A 15871-nucleotide genomic window follows, 5' to 3' on the forward strand; every position below is an offset into this window, starting at 1 on the left:
GCGGATTCGGCCGACGCAAGAGCAGGAGACCGAGCGAAGCGCCGGCTCATCGGGACCGATGAAGTCCCTGCGCCACCGCGCGCATGATCAGGTCCTGAACCGTCGGCCAGTCGAACATGACCTGGGCGTATGAGACGCGCATGACGTGGAACCCCATGAGCCGGAGCTCGGCATCGTGTCGGATGTCCTCGCTGCGCTGCGCGCCGACGTGGTGGGCGCCGTCGATCTGCACGATGAGACGATCCCCGATGAGCGTGTCCACGCGGTGCCCGGCGATCCAGATCTGCACGCGGATGGGCTCGCGGAGCCAGCGCAGTCGCTGCCGCAGATACGTCTCGAGTCCCGCATCCGCGAACGGCGATGCGTGCGCGATGAGTTCGCGCGCGGTCGGCTTCCACGCGTAGTTCCGCAGCGCGTCGAGTGTGACGAGGGACTTGTTGAGCGCCGACTCCCACGTCGCGAGCGCCTGCTCGAACGGTTCGCACTCCGCGGTGTGGGCGAGCACGTTCTCGATCGGGTCGACGAGCGCATCCGGATGCCGAGGGATGACCGGGCTCCCCCAATGGACGCGCGCCGGTATGCGGCGACCACCGTCAGCGTTCGCGCCGACCGCGACATGCGGAGGTCCACTGGGATCGTGCACCCACAGCCCCAGGCGCCTCGCCTGCGAGCGACAGGTGATCACTGCGCCGTGCGTCGCCGCGAACAGGAGTAGCGGTTCGGCCGACGGCAGCGCCAGCCATCCGCGCCGTGGACGAAGGGCTGTTCCCGACTCGACGGCTGAGCGGATGTCACGAGGAGTGAACCCGAGCTGCTGCAGAGTGCGCGTCCGCATGACACCGTCGCTACCCCGCAGTGCGTCGACCACCGTGCCGATATCTCTTCGCATCGGCTCAGTCTGAATGCGGATCAGTCCGGTCGGAGTTCGAGATCCCCGCATCCGGGGAGAACTCGAGCGCGAGGACGACTGTGCAGAGGTGGTTCGTGCGAACCGTTGCTCGGCCGTCTTACCTTCCCTCGGCCCCATGGGCCGAAAACGGCCGAGGGAGGGGCATCCGGCCGAATGACGTGACGCACGCGCGAGCCGACGTCGGACCCGCGGCCTACGCTCGAGACATGGCCCGTGCATCCGACTCTCTCGCCGCTCCCCGCGTCTCCCCGCCCGACCTACCGCCGCAGCTCGAGCCCGCGCACGCCTCACGCGGCGCCGACCTGCTCGCCGCGCGACTCGACCTCGCGGGCACGGTCGACCTGGCGCACTCCTCGCTCGAGCAGTGCACCATCGCAGCCGATGCCGACGCGGTCGACCTCGTGGGGGCGACGCTCATCGACGTCGAGATGACGGATGCCCGGATCGCCTCGCTGCGTCTGCGCGACGCCAACCTCCGGCGCGTCAGGATCACGGGCGGTCGCCTCGGCACGCTCGACCTCAGCGGCGCCCGCATCGACGAGCTCGACCTGCGGGGCGTGCGCATCGACTACCTCAACCTCGGCGGCGCGAAGGCCACGGATGTCGAGATCGCCGACAGCGGCATCCGCACGCTCGACATGCCCCAGTCGGAGCTCACCAGGATCCGCTTCGCGGACACGCGCACCGACGAGGTCGACCCGAGGGGCCTCCGAGCGACGCACGTCGACCTGCGCGGCCTGGACGCCGGGGCGTTCCTCGACACGAACAGCCTGCGCGGCACGACGCTGTCGTCGTTCCAGGTGCAGCAGCTCGCGAGCGTGCTGGCCACCGGTGTGGGCATCCACGTCCTCGATTGACGGGCACGCCGGATCAGCGCGCGACCGGGCGGTTCGCCTCGATCAGCTCGCGCGTGAACGGATGCTGTGGCGCAGCGAACACGGCATCCACGGCACCCTTCTCGACGATCACGCCGTCCTGCATCACGATCACCTCATCGGCCACGGCCCCGACCACGTCGAGGTCGTGCGACACGAAGACCATCGTCAGATCGCGCTCGCGCTGCAGCCGTAGGAGCAGGCGCAGCACCCTCTCGCGTACGGAGGGGTCGAGCGCCGAGACCGGTTCGTCGAGCACGAGCACCTCGGGTTCGGCGGCGAGCGCCCTGGCGATCGCCGCGCGCTGGCGCTGCCCGCCCGACAGCGCGAGCGGTCGGCGAGCGGCGAGCGCCGGATCGAGGTCGACCTCGCGCAGCAGCTCGGACACCCGGGCCGCCCGCAGCGCTCGGGGCACTCCTCCGGCGGCGAGAGCCTCGCGCAGCGAGCGCCCGATCGTCCAGCGGGGATCGAACGCGCCGAGCGGATTCTGATGCACCAGCTGCACCCGACGTCGCCCCGCCCACCGCACTGCACCCTCGTCCGGGGTCTCGACGCCCACGATCAGGCGAGCGAGCGTGGTCTTGCCCGAACCGGACTCGCCGACCACTCCGAGCGTGCGGCCCTCCGGCACCGAGAACGACGCCGACGAGACCGCGACGAGATCGCCGAAACGTCGGGTCGCGTCGGTCACGACGAGCACCGGGTCCGCCGAGCCGTGCTGCGGGGTCCTCGGCTCGTGGATGGTCGCGGCGATCAACTGCCGCGTGTACTCGTGCTGCGGATCGTCGAGCACATCGGCGACGGGTCCGGATTCGACCACCACGCCGTCGCGCATCACCAGCACGCGGTCGGCGACCCGGCGCACCGCCGCCATGTCATGGCTGATGAACACGACGGCCGTGCCGGCATCCGCGATGTCGCGCAGCAGCGTGAGGATGCGCGCCTGCACCGTCGCGTCGAGCGCCGTGGTCGGCTCATCGGCGACGAGCACCGCGGGGTCGGCGGCGAGCGCCGAGGCGATCAGCGCGCGCTGCCGGAGACCGCCGGAGAGCTCGTGCGGATACTGACGCTCCCTCCGCGGGATGTCGGGCATCCAGACGCGGGCGAGCAGATCGCGCACGCGCGCACGCCGCGCATCTCCCGCCTTCGCGAGGCCGTGCAGTCGCAGAGGCTCCGCGATCGCGGCACCCACGCGCTGCAGCGGGTCGAGCGAGACGAGCGCGTCCTGCGACACGAGAGCGATGCGCCGGCCCCGCAGCGCACGCCACCGGCGCTCGCTCAGTGTCCGCGCATCGATGCCGTCGACGTCGAGGCGATCCATGCGCACCCTGGCGCCGTCGGAGACGAGCCCGAGGAGCGCACGCGCGGTGAGCGACTTCCCCGCCCCCGACTCCCCCACGATCGCGACGCACTCGCCGCGATCGACGTGCAGCGAGACGCCGTCGACGACGGGCTCGCCGCCGAAGTCGATGCGCAGGCCCTCGAGTTCCAGTGCCGTGGTCATGCCCGTCGCCCCTCCGCGCGCGCCCGCAGCACCCGCCCGACGATCGTCGCAGCGATGACGGTCACGGTGATCGCGATGCCCGGGAACACGGCGATCCACCACGCCTGGCCGAGCACGTTTCGACCGCCCGCGAGCATGAGCCCCCATTCCGGCGTCGGCTCCGATGGGCCGAGCCCCAGGAAGCTCAGGCCTGCCGCAGCGAGGATGCTCGATCCGATGCCGATCGTCGCGAGCACGCTGAGCGATCCGAGCACCCCGGGGACGACGTGTCGGAGGAACGCCTGCGGTGCGGGAACCCCGAGGATCCGCGCTGCCTCCACGTGCTCGGCCGTGCGGAGCGTGCGGGTCTGCACGCGCGCGAGCCTCACGTACACGGGAGCGGCGGCGAGCGTGACGGCGATCGCGATGTTGACCGGCCCAGGGCCGACCACGGCCACCACCACGAGGGCGACGAGGAACTCGGGGAAGGCCATCAGTACGTCGTTGACCCGCATGAGTGCGGCGTCGACGCCGCGGGGGGCGAGTCCGGCCAGGGAGCCGACGAGCAGCCCCGCCGTCAGGGCGATCCCGGTCGCGAGCAGTCCGATGCCGATCGAACGGCTCGCACCGAAGACGACCCGGGAGTAGACATCGCGGCCGCTCTGATCGGTGCCGAACAGGTGCTCGGCGCTCGGAGGCAGGAGCGCGGCGCGCACATCGGTCTGGAGGGGGTCGTGCGTCGCGAGCAGCCCGGGGAACGCGGCGACGACGGTGAGCACGACGAGCACCCCGACCGCGGCCCAGAGCAGTGCCGACTGCGCCCGCCTCATCGTGCACCTCGGCGCGCGGCGCGCAGTCGCGGATCGAGCAGAGGATGCAGCAGTTCGACCGCGAGGTTGACGACGACGAACACCACGGCGCTCAGCAGGATGATGCCCGTGATGACCGGCAGGTCCCGATTGCTGATGGCCGCGAGCGTCACGCGTCCGAGGCCCGCCCGGGCGAAGACGGTCTCGACCAGCACCGCTCCCCCGAGCACCGAGCCGGTGAGGTAGGCGGCGAGCGTCAGCGCACCGGAGGCGCCGTGACGCAGACCGTGACGCAGGGTGAACCACGACGGACTCGCGCCCCGGGCGCGCACGGTCTCGGCGAACGGCATGCGCTCGGCCTGCGTGAGACCGTCGCGGAGCACTTGACTGAGCAGTGCCGCCACGGGCAGGGCGAGAGTGATCGCGGGGAGGACGATGGTCGCCGGGTTGCGCGCACCCGACACCGGGAACCAGCCCAGCCCGAACGCGAAGACGCTCAACAGGATCAGCCCGATCCAGAACACGGGCGATGACAGGATGACGAGCTCGACACCGGCGGCGATGCCGCGTCCGACCGCGCCCCGCGCGAGCAGTGCCACGGCGAGCGCCAGGACGACGGCGATGACGAGCGCGAGCGCGGAGAGCTGCAACGTGGGTGCGAGCTGACGACCGATCACCTCGGTCACCGGCATCCTGAGCTGGTACGACTCGCCGAGGTCGCCGCGCGCGAGCTCAGCGATGAAGGTCACGTACTGCTCGAGCGGTGGGCGGTCGAGCCCGAGCTCGGCGCGGATGCCGTCTTTCACGGCCTCGCTCACCTGCGCCTGCGGGCCGAGCATCACCGACACGGGGTCGCCCGGGATCACCCGGAACGCGAGGAACGCGAGCGTCGCCGCGCCCCACACCACGACCACGACGGAAGCCGCGAGACCCGCGATGCGGATGAGCGCAGCCTTCATCCCTCTCCTTCCGCGCAGACCCGCACTGAGCGAGCGAATGCGAGTCGAAGTGTCCCTCGGCGACCGATCGTGCTCAGTCGACGCTCACATCGTAGAACAGCGGTCGGCCGTAGAGGTCGTACTCCAGACCGCTGACACGCTCGCCCACCGCGGTGATGGCCGAGGGCACGTACAGCGGCACGATCGCCTGGTGCGTCGCGTTCCAGTCCTGCAGCTGCGTGTAGAGCTCGTCGCGCTGGGTCTGGTCGCTCGTCGCCACGGCCTGCTCGAGCAGACCGTCGACCGCGGGGTCGGACACCTGGGAGGCGTTCTGGAAGCCGTCGGTGTGCAGGTGGCTGCGCAGCAGGTCGGGGTCGACACCCGAGAAGCCCCAGTCGGTCAGGTCGAACGTCTTCGGGCCGTACTGCTCGTTGTAGGCGCCGGGCTCGAGCACCTCGCGCACGACGTCGATGCCGATCGCCTTGAGATCGGACTGGATGGCGTTCGCGAGCGCGGCGCGGTCATCCGGAACCGGCGTGTAGGCGATCCAGCGCACCGACAGAGGCTGGCCGTCCTTCACGCGGATGCCGTCGGCATCCCGTTCCGTCCACCCGGCCTCGTCGAGGAGTGCGTTCGCCGCGTCGGGGTCGTAGGGCCAGGTGCCCTCGAGCGACGCGTCGTACCCGGGCGTGGTGGGACCGAGGATGCTCCACGCACGCGGGAACTGGTCGAAGAAGATCTCCTGCACCGCGGCGTCGATGTCGATGCCGCGCGCGAACGCCTGGCGCACCTTCTCGTCGGCGAACACGCCGTACTTCTCGTTGAGGTAGAGCGAGTAGGGCAGACCCGGGTACTCGATCGAGTCGACGGTGATGCCGTCGCCGAGGTCTCCCGCGAGGTTCGGCGGGATGTTGCTGGCGATGTCGGCCTCGCCGCTCTGCACGACGCCGGCGCGCACCGAGGCCTCGGGCTGGATCTCGACGCGCAGCGTCTCGACCTCCGGAGCCTTCTCGCCGTGCGGACCCCAGGCGTAGTCGTCGTTGCGGGTGTACACGATCTCCTGGTCGGGCGTGTACTCGGTGAGCTCGTAGGGGCCGGTGCCGACCGTGACCCCGGGGCCTCCGGCTTTGAGCTGATCGGCCGACTCGGCGAGAACGGCGGGCGAGTAGAAGCCGAGCTGCGGAGTGCTGGCAGCCTGCAGGAACGGGGCGTAGGGCTGCGTGAACGAGACCTTCACGGTGTGCTCGTCGACGACCTCGGTGCCCGCGTAGAAGTCGGCGCCCAGCATGCTCGCCGCCTGAGCGGATTCGGTCTCGGGATCGACGATGCGGTCGAAGTTCGCCTTCACGGCCGCGGCGTCGAAGGGCTCGCCGTCGGTGAACGTCACATCATCGCGCAGCATGAAGGTGTACTCGGTGCTGTCGGGCGACACCTCCCAGTCCTTCGCGAGCCACGGGGTGAACGAGCCGTCCGCCTCCTGGAAGACGAGCGAGTCGAGCACCGAGCGCTGCACCATGCCCGACACGTCGAGCTGGCTCGTCTGCGGGTCCATGTGCCCTGCGGCGAGGTTGGCGCCCTCGATCGACCATACGAGCTCCGTTCCGCCGGACTCGGAGGGGGCCGCGGTGCAGGCGCTGAGCGCGAGCGCAGAGACGGCGGCGAGCGCCGCGAGCGGCAGGAGGCGACGAGCAGGATGTGCGGGCATGACTATTCCTCGGAAAGAACGGGTCGGGATACTCCGATTCTAGGGCGGATTCTTGGACGCGGTCGATCTGCGTCGCGTTCCGCATCCTGCGCCTCTCGGTACACTGGAGTCACAACCCACACTCAGGCACGCTCACACAGTGCCGCATACATCGCTCGAGGAGACCTCATGGCCGCGTCCGCACACTCTCAGATCCCTGACAAGCCCGCGCTGGAAGGCCTCGAAGCGAAGTGGGGCGAGTCCTGGTCGGAGCGCGGAACCTACCTCTTCGACCGCATCCGTGCCGCGCAGAGCGGTCGCGACGGCGTCTACTCGATCGACACCCCTCCGCCCACGGCCTCCGGCAGCCTGCACATCGGTCACGTGTTCTCGTACACGCACACCGACGTCAAGGCGCGGTACGAGCGGATGCGCGGCAAGACCGTGTTCTACCCGATGGGCTGGGACGACAACGGCCTGCCGACCGAGCGCCGCGTGCAGAACTACTACGGTGTGCGCTGCGACCCGTCGCTCCCCTACGAGGCCGACTTCACTCCCCCGTTCGAGGGCGGCGACAACAAGTCGAGCCGCGCCGCCGACCAGAAGCCGATCAGCCGCCGCAACTTCATCGAGCTGTGCGAGCGCCTGACCGTCGAGGACGAGAAGCAGTTCGAGGCGCTGTTCCGTCAGCTCGGGCTCTCCGTCGACTGGACGCAGACGTACCGCACGATCTCCGACGACACGATCCGTCAGAGCCAGCTCGCATTCCTGCGCAACCTCGAGCGCGGCGAGGCGTACCAGTCGCTGGCGCCGACCCTGTGGGACATCGACTTCCGTTCGGCGATCGCCCAGGCGGAGCTCGAGGACCGCGACCAGCAGGCCGCGTACCACACGATCGACTTCCCCTTCGCGGACGGCTCCGGTTCGATCACGATCGAGACGACCCGCCCCGAGCTGCTCCCCGCGTGCATCGCGATCGTCACTCACCCCGAGGGCCCGCACAAGCACCTGATCGGCACGAAGGTGAAGACGCCCTTCTTCGGCGCCGAGATCGAGATCCACGGCCACCACCTCGCCCAGCCCGACAAGGGCACGGGAGCGGCGATGGTCTGCACCTTCGGTGACGTGACGGACATCATCTGGTGGCGCGAGCTGCGCACCACCGACGGCCGCGACCTTCCCAACATGACGACCATCGGTCTCGACGGCCGCTTCCTGCCGACCGCGCCGTCGATCGTCGCGGATGCCGCCGCCATCGACTGGTACGCGGCCGAGCTCGCCGGCAAGACCGTGTTCTCCGCACGCAAGGCGATCGTGGAGAAGCTGCAGGAGACCGGCGACATGACCGCGGTCGGCAAGCCCTTCAACCACGCCGTGAAGTTCTTCGAGAAGGGCGACCGCCCGCTCGAAATCGTGTCGACGCGCCAGTGGTACATCCGCAACGGGGCCCGCGACGGCGAGCTGCGCGACCAGTTGCTCGCGCACGGCTCGGAGCTGGCCTGGCACCCCGACTTCATGCGCGTGCGCTACGAGAACTGGGTCGGCGGACTCACCGGCGACTGGCTCGTGTCGCGTCAGCGCTTCTTCGGGGTGCCGATCCCGCTCTGGTACGGCCTCGACGAGAACGGCGAGCGCGACTACGACCGCGTGCTCGCGCCCGATCACGCCTCGCTGCCGATCGATCCCACGACCGACGTGCCCGCGGGCTACACCGAGGACCAGCGCGGCGTGCCCGGCGGGTTCGACGCCGAGGCCGACATCCTCGACACGTGGGCCACGTCGTCGCTCACGCCGCAGCTCGCGGGCGGATGGCAGCGCGACGAAGAGCTGTGGTCGCTCACCGCGCCGTTCGACCTGCGCCCCCAGGGGCAGGACATCATCCGCACCTGGCTGTTCTCGACCATGCTGCGCTCGACGCTGGAAGACGGTCGGACTCCGTGGCGCAACGCCGCGATCTCCGGCTTCATCGTCGACCCCGACCGCAAGAAGATGTCGAAGTCCAAGGGCAACGTGGTGACCCCGGCCGACATCCTCGACGCCCACGGATCGGATGCCGTGCGCTACTGGGCCGCGTCCAGCCGCCTGGGCATGGACGCGGCGTTCGACCCGCAGAACCCCACGCAGGTGAAGATCGGCCGACGCCTGGCCATCAAGATCCTCAACGCCGCGAAGTTCGTGCTGTCGTTCCCGGTGCCCGAGGGAGCGCAGGTGACGCACGCGCTCGACGCCTCGATGCTCACGGCCCTCGACGCCGTGGTCGTCGAGGCCACGAAGGCGTTCGAGAACTACGATCAGGCGAAGGCTCTCGAGGTCACCGAGGCGTTCTTCTGGACGTTCTGCGACGACTACCTCGAGCTCGTCAAGGAGCGCGCCTACGACCAGACGAACGTCGGCCAGGCGTCCGCCGCGCTGGCGCTGCGCCTCGCGCTGTCGACGCTGCTGCGTCTGCTCGCCCCGGTGATCTCCTTCGCCACGGAGGAGGTGTGGTCGTGGTTCGAGGAGGGATCCGTGCACACGGCGTCGTGGCCCGAGCCGCTGTCGATCGAGGGCGACACGTCGGTGCTCTCCGTGGCCAGCGAGGCCCTGATCGGCATCCGCCGGGCGAAGACCGAGGCCAAGGCCTCGCAGAAGACCCCAGTGTCGCACGCCACGATCGCCGCTCCCGCCGCGAAGCTCGAAGCCCTGCGTGCCGCCGCCGACGACCTGCGGGCTGTGGGACGCATCGCCGAGCTCGAGTTCGACGAGGCCGAGGAGTTCGCCGTCACGGAGATCGTGCTCGCTCCGGTCGAGGGGGCATGATGCAGCTCGGTACGCGCTGGGCCACGGGGTCGGCTGCTCCGGCATCCGTCCCTGCGGCCCTGCGCCCGGCGATCGCCGAGGTCGAGGCACGGGGCCTGGTCGGCCACTGGACTCTCACCTGGCTCGAGGGTCGGGCGATCGCGGAGCTCGACGCCGGCTGGGAGGTCGTACAGACCTCCACCGGCGAGATCGTCGCGCGCCCGTTCGAGGACTAGCGCCGCGGCACGCCCATCTGCGCCAGCAAGTGCTCGACGGCTCGCGGATCGTGCCTGCGAGCCTGTTGCTCGCGGAGCAGATCGAGGGCGATGTCGCGCCGTTCCGCGCGCGCAGCGATGCGGTGCTCGACGAACGCGGTCAGGTGCTGGGCGAGTGTGAGGAGTCGGCGCTCGACGACGGTCGGAGCCGACAGATGCAGGGCCGCGCTGGTCATGATTCCTCCGTACGTGCGTCAGTGGGCAGATCGAAGAGTTCGGCGCGCAGCGACACGCGGTGCGTGTCGGGGACGGACTGTCCGCGGTAGCGCTCGGTGACGCGGTCGATGAACTCTCTCAACTCGGCACTGACTTCCGTCATCTGCTCGATGGTGAGATCGAGATACGACGTCGTGATGAGTCCGACATCCCGCCATTCCTCGGGAACCTGCGCGACCGGTCGTTCGATGTACGCCATGAGCGTCTCGTGGCGCTGCCGAAAGAACTCAGAGGTGACGATCTGCGCCGCGGCCCGGTTCGACGGAGTCTGGCTCTCGCCCGGACCCGGAAGGTACACGCTCCCCTTCGGGAGTTCCCACCATCGCTCTCGCGCCGTGCCCCGACCTTCGACCTCCTGGATCAGGCCGTGAGCGGCGAGAGCACGGAGGTGGTAGCTCATGGAACCCGACGTCTCCCCGACCAGCGCTGCGAGCGAGCTCGCGGTCTGCGCTCCTCGTTCACTGAGCAGATTGAAGATGCGCACACGAAGCGGGTGCGCCAGGGCCTTCAATGCGCCAGCGTCGAGGTTCCGGGACTCTCGTGTGTTCGTCATGAATGCAAAGATACACTTGCAAATGTTTCTTTGCAAGTTTTTCTTTGCAGAGGTTCCTTTGCGCTCTCTCGAGTCAGGCGACGGCTGCGCGCGCCGCGACGAATGCCGTCACGCATCGCTCGATCTGCTCCGGCGTGTGCGCCGCCGAGAGCTGCACGCGGATGCGCGCGAGACCGCGCGGCACCACGGGGAAGCTGAACGCCGTGACGTACACGCCGTGACGCTGCATCTCGCTCGCGATCCGCGCCGTGACGGCAGCGTCGCCGAACATCACCGGCACGATCGGATGCTCCCCGGGGAGCAGATCGAATCCTTCCGCCGCCATGCGCTCGCGGAACAGCGCCGCGTTGTCGCGCAGCCGGGCCCGAAGATCCGCAGAGCCCTCCACGAGGTCGAGCGCGGTGAGCGTGCCCGCGACGATCGACGGCGCGAGCGTGTTCGAGAACAGGTACGGTCGCGATCGCTGGCGCAGCAGCGCGACGATGTCGGCATGCGAGGCGACGTAGCCGCCCGACGCGCCGCCGAGCGCCTTGCCGAACGTGCCCGTGTAGATGTCCACGCGATCGGCGACGCCGCACAGCTCGGGAGTGCCCCGGCCGTTCTCCCCCACGAAGCCCACCGCGTGCGAGTCGTCGACGAACACCAGGGCGTCGTAGCGCTCGGCCAGATCGCAGATCTCCGCCAGCGGGGCGATGTACCCGTCCATCGAGAAGACCCCGTCGGTGACGACCACGCGGAAGCGCGCATCGGATGCCGCCTTCAGCTGCTCCTCGAGGTCGGCCATGTCGCGGTTGCGGTACCGCAGCCGGCGGGCCTTCGACAGTCGGATGCCGTCGATGATCGACGCGTGGTTCAACTCATCCGAGATGATCGCGTCCTCCGCGCCGAACAGGGTCTCGAACACGCCGCCGTTCGCGTCGAAGCACGAGGAGTAGAGGATCGCGTCGTCCGTGCCGAGGAACCCCGCGAGCCGGCGCTCCAGCTCGAGATGCTGCTCCTGGGTGCCGCAGATGAACCGCACGCTCGCGAGGCCGTAGCCCCACTCGTCCAGTGCGGTCTTCGCGGCGTCCCTGATGCGCTCGTCGTCGGCGAGGCCGAGGTAGTTGTTGGCGCAGAAGTTCAGCACCTCGGCGCCGTCCGCCGTGATCTCGGCGCTCTGCGGGCCGCGGATACCGCGCTCGTGCTTCGTGAGCCCGGCCTCCTCGATCCCGGCGAGCTCAGCAGCCACGTGCTTCTCAAAGGTCCCGTACATCACAGCTCCGTCCAGTCGAGGATGATCTTTCCCGTGCCGGCGGACTCGGCCGCCGCGAATCCGCGCTCCCACTCCCTCGCCGGAAGCACCTCGGCGATCACGCGGCCGATCGACTCACGCAGCGTCGCGCTCGTCTGCAGCATCGCGCCCATCGCGTTCCAGGTCTCGAACATCTCCCGCCCGTAGATGCCCTTGATGGTGAGCATGTGCGTGACGAGCTTGCCCCAGTCGATGCCGAAGCCCGAACTGGGGAGTCCGAGCATGGCGATGCGGCCGCCGTGGTTCATGTTGTCGATCATCGCGGGCAGCGCCGACGGCGCCCCGCTCATCTCGAATCCGATGTCGAATCCCTCGCGCATGCCGAGCGCCTGCTGTGCGCTGCGGATGTCGCGCTGAGAGACGTCTACGACCTGGTCGGCTCCCATGAGCGTCGCCATCTCGAGTCGCGGCGCGCTCACGTCGGTCGCGGTGATGAACCGCGCGCCGGCGTGACGAGCGACCGCGATCGCCATCAGGCCGATCGGACCGCATCCGGTGACCAGCACGTCCTCTCCCACCAGCGGGTACATGAGCGCGGTGTGCACCGCGTTGCCGAGCGGGTCGAAGATCGCGCCGAGCTCGGGGCTCACGTCGGCGTGGTGCACCCAGACGTTCGTCGCGGGCAGCGCGAGGTACTCGGCGAAGGCGCCGTCGCGCTGCAGTCCGAGTCCGATCGTGCGGATGCACATCTGCCGTCGTCCGGCACGGCAGTTGCGGCACGTGCCGCAGACGATGTGCCCCTCGCCCGAGACCCTGTCGCCGACCGCGATGTCGTGCACGAGCGGTCCGACCTCGACGACCTCGCCGTAGAACTCGTGGCCGGGGATCAGCGGCGCGACCACGGCGGATGCGGCCCAGTCGTCCCAGCGGCGGATGTGCAGGTCGGTGCCGCAGATGCCGGTGCGGAGCACGCGGATCACGACCTCGTCGGCGGCGGCGACCGGATCCGGTCGGTCGACGAGCTCGAGACCCGCCGCGCGTTCGGCTTTGAACAGTGCCTTCATGCCTCGATCCCATCGCACCGCATCATGTAGAACAAGACCGCTCTTCTGGATGGTTAATGTAGCGATCTCTAAACTGTCGGAATGGAGATCCATCAGCTGCAGATCCTGCGCGAGCTCGGGGCCCTCGGCAGCGTCGCCGCGGTCGCCGCGACCATGAACGTCACCCCCTCGGCCGTCTCGCAGCAGCTCGCCGCTCTGCAGCGCGGCTTCCGCACACCTCTGACGCGCAAGGACGGCCGCCGTCTCGCACTCACAGCGGCGGGCGAGGTGCTCGCCACCGCCGGCGCCGAAGCCATCGATGCCGTCGCAGCGGCGCGCAACGCACTCGACGACTTCGAGACGGCGGGATCCGGTGTCGTCACGATCAGCGGATTCCACAGCGTCGGGCAGGCCCTGTTCGGCGAACTCATCCGCGAACTGTCCCCTTCCGGTGCCGGGGAGGACGCACCCACCGTGCAACTCACCGACGAAGACGTCGCGCAGAGCGAGTTCCCCGCGCTCACGGCTCGCTACGACCTGGTGCTCGCGCATCGCATGGAGCACTCCGCTCCATGGCCGACGCAGGGGGTGCGCGGCCTCACCCTCGCCAAAGAGCCCCTCGACGTCGCGGTCGCCCGGGATCACCCGCTCGCCGCACGCTCTCGGGTCTCACCCGCCGACGTCGTCGACGGCCCGTGGGTCACGAGCCGCACCGGCTACTCCCCCGACGACGTGCTCGGCGCCGTCGCCGCGGTCGCCGGCCGTCCTGTCGAGATCCGTCACCGCATCAAAGACTACGGCGCGGTCGCAGGCGTCATCGCGGCCGGTGGAGTCATCGGGATGCTGCCGCGCTACACCTCGCGCACGGTCGACGACGACGACATCGTGCGGCTGCCGCTGCGCGGGGTGTCGACCCATCGGGTGATCGACGTGCTCGCCCGACCGGAGAACCTCCGCCGCCGCTCGGTACGCCTCGTCGTCGATGCGCTCGGAAGGGTCATGGCTAGGCTCAGGGGATGACCGACGAGACGAATCCGCTGCTCCAGCCGTCGACGCTCCCCTACGGACTCCCCGACTACGCCCGCATCCGTCCCGAGCACTACCTGCCGGCGTTCCGTGCGGCGTTCGAAGAGCACCGGCGCGAGATCTCGCGCATCACGATGGTGCGCTCGATGCCGACGTTCGAGAACACGATCGAGGCGCTGGAGAGATCAGGCGAACTGCTCGACCGGGTGTCCCACGCGTTCTACACCGTGAGCTCGGCGGACGCGACGCCCGAGATCCAGGCGGTCGACGAGGAACTCGCGCCGCTCATGGCCGCGCACCAGGATGCCGTGACGCTCGACGGCGCGCTCTTCTGGCGGGTGCAGCAAGTGCACGCACAGCTCGCCGACCTCGATCTCGACGCCGAGCAGCGCTATCTGGTCGAGCGTCACCACCGCGAGATGTCCCACGCGGGCGCGGCTCTCGACGATGAGGCCAAGTCACGGCTCACGCTCCTCAACCAACAGCTGTCGACGCTGAGCACGACGTTCGAGCGCAATCTGCTGAACGACACGAACGATCTCGCGGTGGTCTTCGACTCGGCCGAGGAGCTCGCAGGGCTGGGCGTCGGCGAGCTCTCCGCCGCCGCCCGCGCCGCGCAGGACCGCGGACTCGACGGGCACTACCTCGTAACCCTGCCGCTGTTCACGGGACACCCGTATCTCGCGCAGCTCACCGACCGGGAGTCACGGCGACGGATCATGGAGGCGTCGCGCAGCCGTGCGTCGCGCGGTGACGCGAACGACAACCGCGGCGTCCTCGCCGACATCGTCCGTCTCCGTGCCGAGCGCGCCGCGCTCCTCGGCTACGCCTCGCACGCCGCCTACATCACGGCCGACGAGACCGCGGGCACTCCGGAGGCGGTCGAGGGGATGCTGCGGCGGCTCGCGGGGCCGGCTGCGCGGAACGCGCAGGCGGAGAAGGCCGCGCTGCAGGAGATCGTCGACGACGTGGAGCCGAAGCCGTTCGCCGTCGAAGCCCACGATTGGGCGTTCTACACCGAGAAGGTGCGCGCAGCGCGCTACGACATCGACACCGCGGCCCTGCGCCCCTGGTTCGAGGCGGAGCGCGTGCTGCAGGACGGCGTCTTCGCGGCCGCCACACGCCTCTACGGCGTCACGTTCGCGGAGCGCCCTGATCTCGTCGCGTACCACCCGGGAGCGCGGGTGTTCGAGGTGAGCAACGAAGACGGCTCGGCGCTCGGGCTGTACGTGCTCGATCTGTACACGCGCGACTCCAAGCGCGGCGGTGCGTGGATGAACCCGATCGTCAGCCAGTCGCGGCTCCGCGGCACCGTCCCGGTCGTCGTCAACAACCTCAACGTCGTGCAGCCCGGCGACGGCGAGCCGACCCTTCTCACTCTCGACGAGGTGACGACGCTGTTCCACGAGTTCGGGCACGCCCTGCACGGGCTGTTCGCGGTCGTGACGTACCCGCACTTCGCGGGCACGAACGTGTTCCGTGACTTCGTGGAGTTCCCGAGCCAGGTCAACGAGATGTGGATCCTCTGGCCCGAGGTGCTCGACGACTACGCGCGGCATCACGTGACGGGCGAACCGCTGGACCCCGCGATCGTCGAACGGCTCCGCGCGGCGGAGACCTTCGACCAGGGTCACGCCACGAGCGAATACCTCGCAGCCGCATGGCTCGACCAGGCCTGGCACCGGATCGGGACCGATGCGGAGCCGGGTGACGTGACGTCGTTCGAAGCGGCGGCCCTCGCGGACATCGGACTCGACGAGCCGGCCGTGCCGACCCGCTACTCCTCGGCCTACTTCGCGCACGTGTTCTCGGGCGGCTACAGCGCGGGGTACTACTCGTACATCTGGAGTGAGGTCCTCGACGCCGACACGGTCGAGTGGTTCCGCGAGAACGGCGGACTCACCCGCGAGAACGGCGACCGCTTCCGCGAACGGCTGCTGGGCGTGGGCGGCTCGAAGGATCCCCTGGAGGCCTACCGCGACTTCCGCGGTCGGGATGCCGACATCGCGCCGCTCCTGAAGCGGCGCGGCCTCACGAACTGAGCCACTCC

14 protein-coding genes are annotated in these 15871 nt (G+C 69.6%); 5 read left to right on the forward strand and 9 right to left on the reverse strand.

Features of this window, described 5'->3' with window-relative positions; translation table 11 throughout:
• Positions 1-46: 46 nt before the first annotated feature.
• Entirely contained in the window at positions 47-835 is a 789-nt protein-coding gene (locus tag ACIPYT_RS16105; RefSeq protein WP_401076533.1) for an endonuclease domain-containing protein, read from the reverse strand.
• Between the two features lie 281 nt (positions 836-1116).
• Here ACIPYT_RS16105 and ACIPYT_RS16110 point away from each other — a divergent pair, with 281 nt between their 5' ends.
• On the forward strand, positions 1117-1767 hold the full coding sequence (locus ACIPYT_RS16110; RefSeq protein WP_401076535.1) for a pentapeptide repeat-containing protein: 651 nt from the start codon (positions 1117-1119) through the stop codon (positions 1765-1767).
• Positions 1768-1780: 13 nt separating this feature from the next.
• Here ACIPYT_RS16110 and ACIPYT_RS16115 read toward each other — a convergent pair whose 3' ends face one another.
• From ACIPYT_RS16115 to ACIPYT_RS16130, 4 genes are all read right to left on the reverse strand, one after another.
• Positions 1781-3289: an ATP-binding cassette domain-containing protein gene (locus ACIPYT_RS16115; protein WP_401076539.1), complete on the reverse strand. Its 1509-nt coding sequence runs from the start codon at positions 3287-3289 to the stop codon at positions 1781-1783.
• A complete protein-coding gene (locus ACIPYT_RS16120) occupies positions 3286-4098 on the reverse strand; it encodes an ABC transporter permease (RefSeq protein WP_401076542.1) in 813 nt (270 codons plus the stop codon). The genes ACIPYT_RS16115 and ACIPYT_RS16120 overlap by 4 nt, the downstream gene beginning before the upstream one ends.
• Positions 4095-5036 (reverse strand): ABC transporter permease, encoded by a 942-nt coding sequence (locus ACIPYT_RS16125; RefSeq protein ID WP_401076545.1) that lies wholly within the window; start codon positions 5034-5036, stop codon positions 4095-4097. The genes ACIPYT_RS16120 and ACIPYT_RS16125 overlap by 4 nt, the downstream gene beginning before the upstream one ends.
• Positions 5037-5109: 73 nt before the next feature.
• On the reverse strand, positions 5110-6720 hold the full coding sequence (locus ACIPYT_RS16130) for an ABC transporter substrate-binding protein (protein WP_401076547.1): 1611 nt from the start codon (positions 6718-6720) through the stop codon (positions 5110-5112).
• 168 nt (positions 6721-6888) lie between these two features.
• On the opposite strand from ACIPYT_RS16130, the gene valS reads away from it, so the two are divergent.
• The gene (gene valS / locus ACIPYT_RS16135) at positions 6889-9498 is read left to right on the forward strand and encodes a valine--tRNA ligase (RefSeq protein ID WP_401076550.1); all 2610 of its coding nucleotides are present in this window, start codon (positions 6889-6891) and stop codon (positions 9496-9498) included.
• Entirely contained in the window at positions 9495-9713 is a 219-nt protein-coding gene (locus tag ACIPYT_RS16140) for a hypothetical protein (RefSeq protein WP_401076553.1), read from the forward strand. The genes valS and ACIPYT_RS16140 overlap by 4 nt, the downstream gene beginning before the upstream one ends.
• On the opposite strand, the gene ACIPYT_RS16145 is transcribed toward ACIPYT_RS16140, so the two are convergent.
• From ACIPYT_RS16145 to tdh, 4 genes are all read right to left on the reverse strand, one after another.
• Positions 9710-9928, reverse strand: coding sequence for a hypothetical protein (locus tag ACIPYT_RS16145; RefSeq protein WP_401076555.1), 219 nt, complete (start codon positions 9926-9928; stop codon positions 9710-9712). The two genes, ACIPYT_RS16140 and ACIPYT_RS16145, sit on opposite strands and share 4 nt — an antisense overlap.
• Positions 9925-10521 (reverse strand): ArsR/SmtB family transcription factor, encoded by a 597-nt coding sequence (locus tag ACIPYT_RS16150; RefSeq protein WP_401076558.1) that lies wholly within the window; start codon positions 10519-10521, stop codon positions 9925-9927. The genes ACIPYT_RS16145 and ACIPYT_RS16150 overlap by 4 nt, the downstream gene beginning before the upstream one ends.
• Positions 10522-10594: 73 nt before the next feature.
• Entirely contained in the window at positions 10595-11773 is a 1179-nt protein-coding gene (locus ACIPYT_RS16155) for a glycine C-acetyltransferase (protein ID WP_401076561.1), read from the reverse strand.
• Positions 11773-12816 (reverse strand): L-threonine 3-dehydrogenase, encoded by a 1044-nt coding sequence (gene tdh, locus ACIPYT_RS16160; protein WP_401076563.1) that lies wholly within the window; start codon positions 12814-12816, stop codon positions 11773-11775. Before tdh ends, ACIPYT_RS16155 begins: the two co-directional genes overlap by 1 nt.
• A gap of 81 nt (positions 12817-12897) precedes the next feature.
• Here tdh and ACIPYT_RS16165 point away from each other — a divergent pair, with 81 nt between their 5' ends.
• Positions 12898-13815 carry a LysR family transcriptional regulator gene (locus ACIPYT_RS16165; protein WP_401076566.1) on the forward strand — a complete coding sequence of 306 codons (918 nt, stop codon included), beginning with the start codon at positions 12898-12900 and terminating at the stop codon, positions 13813-13815.
• Entirely contained in the window at positions 13812-15863 is a 2052-nt protein-coding gene (locus tag ACIPYT_RS16170; protein ID WP_401076569.1) for a M3 family metallopeptidase, read from the forward strand. Before ACIPYT_RS16165 ends, ACIPYT_RS16170 begins: the two co-directional genes overlap by 4 nt.
• The last annotated feature ends 8 nt before the right edge of the window (positions 15864-15871 follow it).

It is taken from the genome of Microbacterium sp. NPDC089695 (assembly GCF_044749085.1).
Classification (GTDB): Bacteria; Actinomycetota; Actinomycetes; order Actinomycetales; family Microbacteriaceae; genus Microbacterium.